Below are 12,720 nucleotides of genomic sequence, written 5' to 3'. Positions count from 1 at the left end.
TCAGCCCTCCATCCTCGCCACGAGCGCACGGAAATTATCAGTATTCTGCGATTCGGTTGCGTCATAGTTTGAGACGGCGGTCTCCTGTCCAGAGCCCAGCGCAGCACAGGCATCGGAATACTCTTGAAGAACCGAGTTCATCGTCAGCACGAAATGAGCTGCTGCCTTGCGCAGCGCCCCCACGCCGCCGTTGTCACCCACAGGCAGGTCAGTGGCCACCCCGCTTGCTCGCAAGGTAGTGATGAACTGGCCGATCCACGCGAACTGCTCCGAATCCTTCCAGTCTTTCTTCGCACTCACGCCCAATGCCTCGCGATTGAACTCGATGTCGCCCACCGCCCACTCCTCCTGCCGTCACTGGCTCTGATGGCGAAACTTTAGCGAGTCTGGCTGGGACGCACTAGGAGAATCGTAAAATTTCTCCAGTCAGCCGGCAGGGCATGAGCCAGCGGACTCAGCGCTGGCCCGACCACGCCAGCTGGGCCAGGAAGTAGCCGTCATCACGTGAAATCACCTGAGCCCGGCCAGCCACCGACCGCACCGGCTTCACCCGCCCGATCACGCTGCCCTCGTCTGGGTTTCCCGACAACATGATGCCGGTAGCCCCCAGGTCTCGCATCGACTGCAACACCGGTTCGAACGCCGCCCGCGACGCCCCACCCATCCGGCGCACCACCAAGACGTGCAGGCCAACGTCCTGAGCCTGGCCCATCAACGGCTGCAGCAAAGAGACCGGGTTGTTTCCCTGAAGCGCCACCAGGTCGTAGTCATCAACCAGAACCCATGCCTCAGCGCCCTGCCACCAGGAACGGTCACGCAGCTGCTGTGGGGTCACGGAGTCGTCGGGCATGCGCGTCCTCAAGAACTCAGCCAGGCCACTCAACTGCTCCCGGACCTCATCAGCGTTCGTCATATATGCGGCCAGATAGTCCTCCGGAACCTGCTCCAGCAGCGAACGCCGATAGTCGACCACGAAGACCTGCGCCTGCTTCGGAGTGAAGTTACGCGTGATTTCCTGGGCGACCGACCGCAGGAATGTCGTCTTGCCCGACTTGGCATCACCGAACACATACATGTGGCTGTCCTGACGCGGCCGAAACAGGAAGGGGCTGAGACGGGCCTCCTCCACCCCCAACACCATGCCCTGGGATGCCTCGGGTTGCTTCAGCAGCTCCTTGACCGTGATGCGCACCGGCAGCAGGCGCAGCTTCGGCCCCGGTGCTGGTGCTGCCTTCTTGATGCTCTCCAGAGCCGTCGTCACGCCCCGCCCCAGGGTCGATGGGTCCTGGTCGCCGTCAATCCGTGGCAAGGCAACTAGCACATGGTGGCGCCCCATGTCCTGGCCACGTCCAGGACGTTCTGCAGGCACCGCCTTCGCAACATTCCGGTCGAGCCGGGTGTCAGTGACATCGCCCAGGCGCAGCTCCAGGCGCGATCCAAGCGCGTCCGAGACCTGCTGTCGGAAATCAGCCCAGCGGTTACTCCCCAACAGGACGTGGACGCCAAAGGAGAGAGCCCGCGCCATGATCGCCATGATTCGCATATCCATGCCCTCAAGCTCCGTCTTCATCACGGCCCAGCCGTCGACCACCAGGAAGACATCGCCGTAGCCGTCGTCGAAACGTCCCTGCGCCCGGGCCTGACGGTAGGTGTCCATAGAATCGATCCGGTTGGCGCGAAAGTACCTCTCGCGATCGTCGATGATGCCCTCGATCTCAGCCAGCATGCGATTCAGCACATCCGGACGGTCGCGGGTGGCCACACCTGCCACGTGCGCTGCGCCGTCGAAGGGCGTGAACGTGCCACCACCCAGGTCGATGATGTAGAACTGCACCTCCTGCGGGGTGTGCACCAGGCTCAACGCCATCACCACCGACCTCAAGACGGTCGACTTGCCTGTCAGCGGGCCACCCACCACCCCGAAGTGACCGTTGGCGCCTGAGAAGTCGAATTCCAGCACCTCACGGCGCTGCTCCAACGGTAGGTCGACGATGCCCAGTGGGATGCGCAGCGGACCGCGCAGCCGCCACGACATCGACACCAGGCCCAGACGCGGGTCGGGCGCGAGGTCCTTCATCATCAGGTCCATCGTGTCCGGAGCCTCCAGCGGCGGCAGCCACACCTGGTGGGCCGGGACCCCCTTGCCCCTCATCCGGGCGACGGCGATGTCCATCTGGGTCATATCGGCCCATTCATCGTCACCAGACCTGTCCGGGGAAACCTCAGCTTCGATGGTTTCTTCGGGTTCTTCTTGAATCACGGGATCGGTCGTGAAGGGAACGATCTTGATGGGAGCATTGCTCTGCCTCACCCGGTCCGACGGATTCTCCTTGCGCACGGGCGGCGGGGCCGCCACATAAGATGCGCGGAAGCGGATCATCTCCTCAGTTCCCGGCTTCAGGTAACCCACCCCGGGGTAGCCCGGCAGCTCATAGGCATCCGGTACGCCTAAGACGTCCCGAGACTCGCCCGCAGAGAAGGTGCGCAGCCCAAGCCGGTACGACAGATGAGAATCCAGGCCTTTCAGACGCCCAGACTCAAGACGCTGGGAGGAGAGCAGTAGATGGATCGACATCGAACGCCCCAGACGTCCGATCGCCACGAACAGGTCGACGAATTCCGGTTTTGCGCTCAGCAGCTCCGAGAACTCGTCGAGAATAATGAACAGGGCAGGCATGGGCGGGAACTTATGCTTGCCCGCCAGGCGATCGGCCTCGTAATCCGTCACATTGGCGTAGTTGCCGGCCTGGCGCAGGATCTCCTGACGCCGCACCATCTCGCCGCGCAGCGCCTCCTGCATACGATCCACCAGCGAGAGCTCCGACTCCAGGTTCGAGATCATGGCCGAGACGTGAGGCAGGTCAGCCATGCCAGCGAAGGTGGCGCCGCCCTTGAAGTCGACCAGGACGAAGTTCAGCTGTTCTGGTGAGTGCGTCATCGACATCGCCAGGACCAGGGTGCGCAGCACCTCGGACTTGCCGGAGCCGGTAGCGCCGATCAGCAGCCCATGCGGCCCCATGCCCTGCTGCGCTGACTCCTTGATGTCAAGGACAACTGGCACCCCCTCGGGGGTCACGGCGAACGGCACTTTCAGGCGGTCGCGGCCTTCGCGCCGCTTCCACTGCCGGTCGGGGTCGAAGTCGCGGACATCCCCGCAGCCGAGCAGCTCCATGAGGTTCTGAGAACGTTTCGGATCCGCTTTACCGACGGGCGCCTCAGACTCCGGGCGTCCCTCCGCCATCCAGGGAGCCATCCGCCGAGCGATAGCCTCCGCCTGGGGAATAGCCATCGCGTCCGGGATCACCAGGATCGGCTGCTGGTCCAGTAGCAGCAGCTCCATCTGCCCGCGGTCCTCAGCATCCGTCCCGGGATGCAGGATCATGCGCAGTGTTGAGCGCGAGGTCATCGGACCCCACGACGTCATAGTCCGCACCACCGTCACACCATCGACCCCGCCGATCCGCCCCAGAGAGCTGTCAGCAGGCAGGCTCACATCGTCCAAGAGCAGGAACAGATGCGGCCACTCCGTTGCCTCCGAACGTGTCCGGAACACGCCGCGCCCAGTGAACTTGTCCCCCAGCAGTTGCATCAGCTCACCGGGGTCTGTCGTCACCATACGTGCTGGCCCCAGAGCATCGGCTGCCTCGGTGGAACGGATATGGGGCAGCCACTTCATCCACTCCCACTCGCCTTTGTTCTTCTCAGAGCAAAGAACTGCCATGCGCAGGGCCTGCGGCGAGCTCAGCGTCGCCATGTGCATGATCATGGCCCGCACCTGAGCGTGTGCCGCCTCCTGCGGACCAGCCACCTCGATATGACTGAAGTCGCCAAGCATGATTCCCAACGGCATGTCGTCGACCACCGAGTGGGCGTCGATGAAACGCCGCATCGCTGACAGACACACCACATCGGGCTTGGCCAGGGGCGCCAGCTCGGGCTCAACCAGCTCCATCGCCAGGTCCTGTGACGACGCCCCCAGCCGCACATGCGTCGCCATCTTGTCGTCGATGTCCCGTTCCCACAGACGGGAGCCCTCCTGGGCGATCAGCACCAGGGAATCCGGCGAGGGCAGATGCCAGCCGACGTAGTCGCGTTGCTTGCGGGTCACCGTGCGCACGCTCTTGCGGGTCTCGCCCAGATAGGCAATGTACTCCCGGCGCAGGGTGTCGACCTTCTGGCGGTGGCCGCCGATCTGCCGGTAGATGTTGAACCCCACCATCGCCAGCATCGCGAAGAGCATAGCCCCGGCCATGAGCAGCATCCGGGTGTTCTGCCCCTGCGAGATCGCCATGAACACCATAACGCCGACCGAGCCCATCATCGGGACGACGGTCATCAAGACATTGCCCATGCCCCCGGCCTCGGGCTGGTCAGGGGGAACCTGGATATCAATCTGCCCGGAGGGAAGCTCAGGGGCCTTGGTAGCCTCCTCCTGCTTGGGTTGGACCATTCCTTAGCACTCCTGGTCACGTGGTTATGGTGTTGGTCAGGTCAGATGGTCGAGATATCGTCTAAGCCCGACTCATACTATCGTCAGGGCAGAGCACCGCATCCTTGATCGTTCTGCAGCATGGAGGAGCACATGTCCACGCCTCTAGCGTCGACCACGATCCTTCACGGTGCCTCCAAGCAGGACGTCGCGGTGCCCGTGGGGACAACCGTCGCGAAACTCATGAACATGCTGCACATCGACGCTGACGCCGACTCCCTGCGTGTGACGCACGCCGACGGCACCCCTGTGGACCTGGGCCTGGCCTTCGGCAGCGACCTGGCCTCTGGGGTCGTCCTGACCCTGAGCGGACCCACTGAAAACGAGCGCGTGGCCCAGCAAGTGGCAATCCGCGCAGTCTCTCCCTGGTTCCGTCCCACGCTGGTGCTGTCGCTGTTTCTGACTCTGGTCGCAAGCATCGAGGTGGCCTGCCTGGCAGGCCCCGCATTTGGCTGGTGGCCTGTCGCAGAGCAGCTGCGAAGGGCGTCCGCCGTCATCTGCGTCATCGCCCTGAGCTGGTCGCTTCGATGGTGGAGGTTACGCTGCACCGCCGCCGGGATTCTGGCCACGACGACACTGATCGGTGTGTGCGGAACGGTGTTGCTGTCCACTGACATGGACTTTCTACCGCAGCTGACCGTAGCTGCGACAGCATGGACAGCGCTGGTAGCGGCGCTCCTCGTCTGGCTGATCGACAGGTCGGCTCTTAGCGCCACCATGGCTGCACTGTGGGGGCTGACAGGGGTTGTGATCTCTTCCATCATCATGACGGACGCGCCCGCCACCATGATCGCGGCCCCGGTCCTGGCAGTCACCACCATGTCAGTGGCCACCATCCCGACCTTCTCCTTTCGGGTGCCTGAGACCCAGTTGCTGGACCTATCCGCAGTCACCACTTCAGCCCCAGCAGTTCGCACGCCCGACGTCGCGCCTCCCACGCCCATCACCACCAGCAGAGTCATTCGTTCGGTGCATGATGCCGAGCAACGCGGGCAGTTGCTGCTCATCGTCTGCTGTGGGGTGATTGCGATCGTCGCTTTCCCTGCCGCACAGTTGCTGAAGGGCGGCGATTGGACGACGATCACGGGCAGCATCATGATGGTCAGCGCCTTCCTGGCCCTGGTCCTGCTGCCCCGGTCCCGGCGTGACCGTCTAGGCCGTGTCCTGCCCCGTGTCACCGCGCTACTGCTCGTCATCGCGGCACTGACCGCGTTCGGCACCTCCCAGCCCCTGGGTGCGCAGGCAACCGCCCTGATCATCATCATCGCAGCCGCCTCGCTCAGCATCCTCGCCACCGTCCTGGCCAAAGCCAGTGAGTCGGCGTTACTCGGACGTATCGCCGACCTGACCCAGGGGCTGTCCCTTTTCATCCTGCTACCCACCGCCGTCTATGCCGCAGGACTGTTCGACCTCATCCGGCAAGCCGCATCATGACCCAACTCGATCTCGCCACGCTTTCCCCACCCGCCGCCCCTGGGTCAGCCGCTAGCCCGGTGGAAGCCGGGCAGACTGGAGATGACCTGAAGCTCAAGCCTGTCAGCGGCCTGGTACGTGCCCTGGTGTACCTGACGGATCTGGCATGCGTCTTCGCTGTGACCGGGTTGCTGTGGTGGCTCTTCCCCTCGCCGGTCCTAGCAGGCATCACCATCGCTGAGGCAATAGTCGTCCTAACTCTGTTCCGTGCCCGGACAGGACGCACCCCCGGCGCACTGGCAACGGGTACAGCCGCCGTCGCACACGGCAGCAATCACGCACCTGGGCTCGGAAAACAGCTGGTACGCAGCATCCTGATGACGCTGCTGCACGTGACGGCGGTGGGACCGCTGGTCGGCTGTTTCATGAGCCGGGACGGGAGAGACTGGGTGGACCGGATCTCCGGGACCGCGATGGTCAGCCTGCGCACATCCGCCGAGGAGACCGAGCAGGATAAAGAGACAGTGGAGGAGGAGATCACAGAACCCCGGCAAGGGCAGGGATTCCCCGACCTCCAGCAGCTGCCCGTGTCTCCAGAAAGTTCCGTTCCCGCCCCCGCGTCCACCAGCCCTGTGGCCCCGGCTTCCTCACCGCCCCGTCCCTCGCCCTTCTACCCAGGCACAGCGGTACCACCCCCGGACAGGACGCAGAAGCCGTCGCCCCCCGCGACGTCGTGGAGCAGGGCAGGAGTCCCGCAGGAATCTCCTGCCCCAGCCACGCGTAAAGAGGGCCCAGCCACGCGCAAGGAGGTACGTCGCGACACCGGAGCCCCGCCCCCGAGAGGAGGGGTAACGCGTCTGACGTGGGATTGGGGAGGGCCTCCCGAGCCGCCAGCTCCCAGCGCTTCGCCTCCCCGCCGCGCTGCCGCTTCTCAGGACCCAGCGCCTGCGGCTCCTTCTTCCCCCGCAGCAGCCCCAGCCGGGCCTCTGTCACCGCGACGTGCAGCAGCCCACAGCCCTCAGACATCCAAGGCAGAACCCCCCACAGTGACCCGCCGCGTCGCCGGACCCAACGGGCTGCCCCGCGCGACGTTCCTCTGGGTGGTCGTGGACTCTGGACAGAAAGAGAAGGTGGACGCCGCACTGGTGATAGGTCGCGAGCCCTCCACGAGCACGGCTGGGGAACGATTGATCGCCGTTCCCGACTCCACCAACTCGATCTCACGAACTCATCTCCGGCTCGGCCCAGCCCGCAATGGCGTATGGGTTGAGGACGCCTCCTCGACGAATGGCACTGCGCTACGTGCGGCCGACGGCAAAATCACCCTTCTGGAACCCGGTAGGCGCATCCTGGTTCCCGCCGGAACAATGATCATCATGGGGAAACGCACCATGACAATCATGGGCGGTGCAGTTCAATAAGGAGAAAACCTGAAAGGGTTATTCACGAAGGACTTTCAGTTCGGTAAACACCCTTGTCTACCCAGGATTACTTGTGGTTGTGAATAATCTCCTAAGCGATCTGGAATTTTATTCAGCAATGCAGCCGCACCCCTACCAACCTGCGGTCGGCAAGGAGACATACCGCGAAACGATGCGATTCCTGGAGGCTTATCCAGCAATGCGGCCTCCATTAACCCGCAGTTGACGAGAGAGATGCTGCGAAAGGAGTGATTCCTGAATAACCCGCCTGGTAGACGAAAATCCACAGAAAACGAAGGGTGGGGTGGGAAGCCTGCTGGCTCCCACCCCACCCAGTAGCTGTTCCTGATGAGTAGAACAGCTACACAGAATCACACGATGTCCTGCATCATATTGGTGTTTTGGGCCTCATTGGACTGGTATGACTGCCCAGCTACCACGACCTGCTGCTGGAATTGCAGGAAATTTCCATTGAGATCTCCCATCTTTCCATCCCAGCCGGTCTTGGCTGTCTGATAGGCTTCCCTGGAGTCGCCGTCCCAGCTCCCAATGAACGGTTTGAGCCCTGCATCCAGGTTATCGAGGATAGCCTGAATCGCCTTATTGCTGGACAGCATGTCATCCCCAAGGCCAGAAATAGCCCCAAAAGAGATGTTCATATCCTTGTTAATTCCCATTTTACTTTCCCTTTCTCCAGGAGTCTTTAGTGCCTACGACGAGCCGACTAAACTTGCAGGCGAGCCATGACGCTCTGGAAGGAGGAGCCACGCTCTTCCTCGACCTGCGCGTTGTTGGTGTCGACCTTGAGAAGCCTCTCTTCGAATACCTCAAGGATGGAGGCAACCTGAGTCGCGTTTGTGATCCAGTTCTCTGCAGTCTGGATCATGGCATCTCCACCCTGGCCCTGCCAGCCGCTCCCGTGGGCTGTTTCCACATGGCCCCTGATCCTGCTGATCTCCGCGGTGATCTGGTCATGAGCCGCTCTCGTGTCCTGCGCAGCCTTCTGATGCGAACCTGCGACTACTCTCACTTGGTCTGACATGCATGCCCTCCAAATTGGGTACCTGCGGCGCGATCAAGTGTCGCACCGCGAATGACACGCCCACCATACTGCACACCTGGTGCACCCAAGGGGTGTTGTTGGACCCATGCGATACTGCTGCGATACTGCGGTCAAGGATGCGATGACCTGGTGGGACGTGAAGGTTGCCCAGGGGAAGAAGTAGCCTGGACGCCGAACCTCGCTCCAGTGTCCCCGACAAAGGAACCCGATGCCTTCCACCGACAGCTCTCGCGCCGGAGCCCTGATGCCGATCTCGCTGAGCATGGCGGGAGACACAGTCGATATGTCGGTTCCCTCCAACATCGCACTGGCCGAGCTCGTACCCGTCCTGGTCAAGGCAGTGAGCCCCCTGGATCCAGGAACCGCCACTCGTGGCTTCACCATCCGCACATCAGACGGCAATGTCCTCAGCCAGTCGAAGACCCTCCCGGAGCAGAAGGTTCGTCCCGGTGCCGTCCTGACCTTGGAACCGATGGGAAGCAACTCCCAGGACCAGCGCTACGACGACCTGGTCGAAGCCGTAGGAACCGCCGTGGCAGACAAGTCCACTCCCTGGGAGAGGACCAACTCAGTCCAGCTCTCGGCCCACGCATCGGCGGCCTTGGTGCTGCTGGCTGCTTTGCTGCTGCTGACCGGCGCGCACGAACCCACTCTCACCGCAGCGGTGGGAGCCAGCGGAGCGCTCCTCACCACGCTGGCCGCTGCCGTCGTGGCACGGATGCCCAATCGTCCAGGTGCCCTCTCGCTGGGGCACACCACCCCGGTCCTGGTTGCCTGCGCGGCCTTCGCCATCACCGCGGGAGACTGGTTCTCACTGCCGTTGGCTGCCTCCGGTGTGGGTCTGCTCGCCGGTTCCTGCACGCTCCTGGTGCTCCCCTCGGACCTGCGTGTGTCCATGGCAGCCCCTATCACCACCGGTTTTTCCCTCGTGCTGGTGGGTGGCCTGGTGAACCTCGCGGGAGTTGCCCCTGAGAGAGCTGCCAGCCTGACGCTGTCCCTGCTGGTGGTGGTGACGCTCAGTGCCCCCTGGGTGGCCATGGCCCAGATACCGATCGGAATCGGGACCAGCCAGGAGAACGAGAAGATCGATACGCCGCGGGTTTATTCGCGTGTCGACAACGCCCGTGTGCTGGTCATCTCCCTGAAGGCCGGCTGCTCTGCGGCGATGGTGGTCCTGGCCCCCTTGATGACGACCTCCCCGGTGGCGATCGCCATGCTTGCCTGCGGCGGCGTCGCGCTGATGCTCACGACCCGGTCACTGCGTTCTGCGGTGGAGGTCCTCATCGGTGTGCTGACGGGCATGTTCCTGACCATCCTGGCGGCGGTGTCCACCACGACGGTGGCGCCCGACGCCCTGCCGTGGACACTTGGCGCAATCATCCTGACCGCGGTCCTGCTGCTGACAGCCAACGTGGTCTCGCAGAGGCTGCGTCCCTGGCTGACCCGGCTCGCCGACGCGGCCGGAGTCCTGGCCCTGCTGGGCATCCTGCCACTGGCGGCTCTGGTGTGGGGAGTGATCTGATGCCCTCGCACAAGGACATCCTCGAAGCGCAGCGCTACAACCGACGCCGCCTGATCACGGCTTTCTCGTCGGGCATACCTGGCGGACGTGAGATGGAGTCGAAGTCTCCATTCGTGCCGCTCATCGTGGGGGTGGTCGTCGTAGCCATCATGCTGGGGGCTGGTGCGATCATCAGCCGGTTCCTGCCGACCCTGCCAAACGACTGGCAGAACTCGACCCTGATCGTCGTGAAGGGAACCGGGGCCCGGTACTACACGATCAAGGGGGTTCTGCGCCCGGTCACCAACGTCACCTCGGCTCGCCTGCTGTCGGAGTCCGGCAAGTACCAGACCAGCGAGTTGTCGGCCTCCACGATCGACGGGATCAGCCGCGGCACCCAGATCGGTATCACGGGCGTCCCCGACGACGTCCCACCGGCCGCTCAGCTTCATTCAGACAAGTGGTTCTCCTGTGTTCTGCCCGGGAAGACCCACACCTGGGTGGCGCAGATCCCCGAGAACCGGACCCCGCGTGGGAATGCGCTGGTCAAGAGCCAGGACGAAGTCTTCCTGATAGCTGACGGCCTGCGTCACAGAATTCCACGCGAGCACAAGAACAAGGTGCTCCTGGCCTTGGGAATGGAGTCCGTAGCGCCGACAGAGGTGAGTGCCCCCTGGCTGTCGCTCTTCAAACTGGGGTCGGACCTGAAACCTCTGGAGATCCCGAACGCAGGCCTGCCCGCTGGCGGCATGCCCGAGCGCCTGGCGACGGCTGTGGTGGGAACCGTCATCAAGGTGGAGGAGGGCGGTTCGTCCCGGCGCTACGTCGTCACCGGTTCTGGCAAGGTGACTCCCCTGTCGGAGACCGCGGAGAAGTTCTACCCGGCCGAGGCCTCGTTGACCGCCTCGGTCGCCGAGATGTCGGCGCTTGAGATAGATCCGGCGGGGATCACCCCGCCGGACTGGCCGAAACGCGTCGAGAACACCGTCCCGACTGGCTCCCTGCCCTGCACCCAGCTGGAGCAGGCGCCCGACGGCTCTCCCCTGTCGGCGCTGTACTCGATGTCGCAGGAGACGCTGGCCAGCATTCTGCCGGTTCCACAGAACAGCGAGATGACCGCCGACCAGAAGCTACAGGCGGTTCAGGCTCCCGCATCGGTTCTGGGCGGGTCGGGAGCGCTGGTGCGCGCCACTTCCGGCGGCTCGCTCGGCATGGTCATGCTGGTCTCCGACCTGGGGGCCGTGCATGGTCTCGGGACCCAGTCGGCCGACACCCTGGCCCGTCTCGGATACAAGGACAGCGACGTCCACGTGATTCCAGCCGAGTGGACGGCCCTGATTCCCGAGGGAACCGCGCTGGATCCAAACGGCGCCTGGGCCACGGTGGGGCAGCAATGAGGCGAGCGGTCTCCCTGGCCAGGAACCTTGCGGTGGCCTGCGGCGTCATGGCTTTTCTCGCCCCGGCGATGCCTGCCCAGGCCATCCCTGCGCTGCCTTCCGATGGCCTGGGGACGGTGGGCAGCAAGATCACGACGGTCACCGAGGACAAGAACACCCCCTGCGAGCCCGGCAAGACTTCCCTGGTGGATCAGCCTCCCGAGGCGGTCGCGCTGCTGGGCATCAAGAAGGCCTGGCAGCTTTCCCGCGGCAAAGTGGTGGTCGCGGTGGTGGACTCCGGGGTCGCGGCGTCCAATGTCCATCTCACCGATAAGGTGCTGCCGGGCGCCGACCTGGTGGAGAGCGGCGACGGCCGCACGGACACCGCGGGGCATGGCACGGCCATCGCGGGGCAGATCGCTGCCCACGAGGCTGAGGGATCGGGGCTGGTCGGGTTGGCTCCGGCGGCTGAGATCCTGCCGGTGCGGGTCTACGTCGACGAGAGCAATGACTCTGTGAAGGCCGGGAAGCAGCCGGACACCACCCGGACCGCGGCTGGGGTGCGCTGGGCCGCAGAGCATGGCGCGAAGATCATCGTCGTCGCCCAGTCGGTCATCGACAACCTTCCCGAGATGCAGAGCGCCGTGGAGTACGCGGCCGCGGCGGGGGCCCTGGTGGTCGCATCCGCCGGCAACGTCCCGCAGGAGACCAATGCCTCTCCGAAGGAGGACCCCAACGCGCCACGCTATCCGGCCGCCTACCCTCAGGCGCTGTCCGTCACGGCCGTCGACGCCTCGGGGGCTCCTTCCGACGCGGTCCTCCATGGTGAGCACGTCGAGGTGGCCGCGCCCGGGTCGCGGGTGCTCACCACGTTCCTGGGTGACGGCGACTGCATACTCGCCGGGGACAAGCCGTCCACCTCCTATGCCACCGGTTATGTGGCCGCTGCGGCGGCGATGGTGGCTGCGATGCATCCAGGCGAGACGCCCGCCGAGTGGAAGTACCGGCTCCTGGCAACGGCTCTGCGGCCATCGCGCTCCCAGCGCGACGCCAAGATCGGGTGGGGCCTGATTGCCCCCTACGATGCGCTGAACTTCAGCAATGACGGCTCCCTGGAAGGGCCCCCGAATCCACGCTTCTCAGCTCCCGCCAAACCCGAGAATCCCGGGATGACTCCCCCCGAGTCTGTGCCGGATCTGCGGCCGATGCGCACCATCTCGCTCGGGATCATCGCCGGCACCGCCTGCCTGGTGGTGCTGGCAGTCTTGTTGTCCTCCCGGGTGCGGGACCTCCTCTCACGCAAATCCCGCTGAGCCCAAAGCCCGAGTAACCCAGGAACACCCCAGTGATCTAGCCTGAGTCGGCATTCTTCCTATCAGAGTCAGCATAATTCAGCCCGTCCTCCGCCACATCTCTATGTCCGGTCTATGTCAGGGACGACAGCCCCACAGTCTGCT

The 12,720-nt window shown here is 64.1% G+C and carries 9 protein-coding genes; 5 read left to right on the top strand and 4 right to left on the bottom strand.

Annotated elements, in window-relative coordinates; translation table 11 throughout:
• Positions 1–336 (bottom strand): hypothetical protein, encoded by a 336-nt coding sequence (locus tag SK1NUM_RS01715; protein ID WP_212324510.1) that lies wholly within the window; start codon positions 334–336, stop codon positions 1–3.
• A 118-nt stretch (positions 337–454) separates the two neighbouring features.
• The gene (eccCa, locus tag SK1NUM_RS01710; RefSeq protein WP_212324508.1) at positions 455–4,450 is read right to left on the bottom strand and encodes a type VII secretion protein EccCa; all 3,996 of its coding nucleotides are present in this window, start codon (positions 4,448–4,450) and stop codon (positions 455–457) included.
• Positions 4,451–4,582: 132 nt separating this feature from the next.
• On the opposite strand from eccCa, the gene SK1NUM_RS01705 reads away from it, so the two are divergent.
• The gene (locus SK1NUM_RS01705; RefSeq protein ID WP_212324506.1) at positions 4,583–5,923 is read left to right on the top strand and encodes a hypothetical protein; all 1,341 of its coding nucleotides are present in this window, start codon (positions 4,583–4,585) and stop codon (positions 5,921–5,923) included.
• The gene (locus tag SK1NUM_RS01700; RefSeq protein WP_212324504.1) at positions 5,920–7,323 is read left to right on the top strand and encodes an FHA domain-containing protein; all 1,404 of its coding nucleotides are present in this window, start codon (positions 5,920–5,922) and stop codon (positions 7,321–7,323) included. The genes SK1NUM_RS01705 and SK1NUM_RS01700 overlap by 4 nt, the downstream gene beginning before the upstream one ends.
• A gap of 371 nt (positions 7,324–7,694) precedes the next feature.
• Here the strand turns inward: SK1NUM_RS01700 and SK1NUM_RS01695 are convergent, their stop codons facing one another.
• Complete coding sequence (locus SK1NUM_RS01695; protein WP_212324502.1) at positions 7,695–8,000, bottom strand: WXG100 family type VII secretion target; 306 nt, start codon at positions 7,998–8,000, stop codon at positions 7,695–7,697.
• Positions 8,001–8,047: 47 nt separating this feature from the next.
• Entirely contained in the window at positions 8,048–8,365 is a 318-nt protein-coding gene (locus SK1NUM_RS01690) for a WXG100 family type VII secretion target (protein WP_212324499.1), read from the bottom strand.
• 229 nt (positions 8,366–8,594) lie between these two features.
• On the opposite strand from SK1NUM_RS01690, the gene SK1NUM_RS01685 reads away from it, so the two are divergent.
• From SK1NUM_RS01685 to SK1NUM_RS01675, 3 genes are read left to right on the top strand one after another with little or no spacing between them, the layout of a single operon-like run.
• A complete protein-coding gene (locus SK1NUM_RS01685) occupies positions 8,595–9,908 on the top strand; it encodes an EsaB/YukD family protein (protein WP_212324491.1) in 1,314 nt (437 codons plus the stop codon).
• A complete protein-coding gene (gene eccB / locus SK1NUM_RS01680) occupies positions 9,908–11,284 on the top strand; it encodes a type VII secretion protein EccB (protein ID WP_212324489.1) in 1,377 nt (458 codons plus the stop codon). The genes SK1NUM_RS01685 and eccB overlap by 1 nt, the downstream gene beginning before the upstream one ends.
• Entirely contained in the window at positions 11,281–12,576 is a 1,296-nt protein-coding gene (locus tag SK1NUM_RS01675; RefSeq protein WP_212324487.1) for a S8 family serine peptidase, read from the top strand. Before eccB ends, SK1NUM_RS01675 begins: the two co-directional genes overlap by 4 nt.
• The last annotated feature ends 144 nt before the right edge of the window (positions 12,577–12,720 follow it).

The organism is Arachnia rubra (assembly GCF_019973735.1).
Classification (GTDB): Bacteria; Actinomycetota; Actinomycetes; order Propionibacteriales; family Propionibacteriaceae; genus Arachnia; species Arachnia rubra.
Note: the sequence above shows the minus strand (reverse complement) of the source record. Positions and strands in the feature narration are given on the sequence as shown.

What these genes read in the sequence shown, in the direction of transcription:
- eccCa (WP_212324508.1), bottom strand. Translation starts at nt 4,450, where the DNA reads ATGGTCCAACCCAAGCAGGAGGAGGCTACCAAGGCCCCTGAGCTTCCC.
- SK1NUM_RS01705 (WP_212324506.1), top strand. Translation starts at nt 4,583, where the DNA reads ATGTCCACGCCTCTAGCGTCGACCACGATCCTTCACGGTGCCTCCAAG.
- SK1NUM_RS01700 (WP_212324504.1), top strand. Translation starts at nt 5,920, where the DNA reads ATGACCCAACTCGATCTCGCCACGCTTTCCCCACCCGCCGCCCCTGGG.
- SK1NUM_RS01695 (WP_212324502.1), bottom strand. Translation starts at nt 8,000, where the DNA reads ATGGGAATTAACAAGGATATGAACATCTCTTTTGGGGCTATTTCTGGC.
- SK1NUM_RS01690 (WP_212324499.1), bottom strand. Translation starts at nt 8,365, where the DNA reads ATGTCAGACCAAGTGAGAGTAGTCGCAGGTTCGCATCAGAAGGCTGCG.
- SK1NUM_RS01685 (WP_212324491.1), top strand. Translation starts at nt 8,595, where the DNA reads ATGCCTTCCACCGACAGCTCTCGCGCCGGAGCCCTGATGCCGATCTCG.
- eccB (WP_212324489.1), top strand. Translation starts at nt 9,908, where the DNA reads ATGCCCTCGCACAAGGACATCCTCGAAGCGCAGCGCTACAACCGACGC.
- SK1NUM_RS01675 (WP_212324487.1), top strand. Translation starts at nt 11,281, where the DNA reads ATGAGGCGAGCGGTCTCCCTGGCCAGGAACCTTGCGGTGGCCTGCGGC.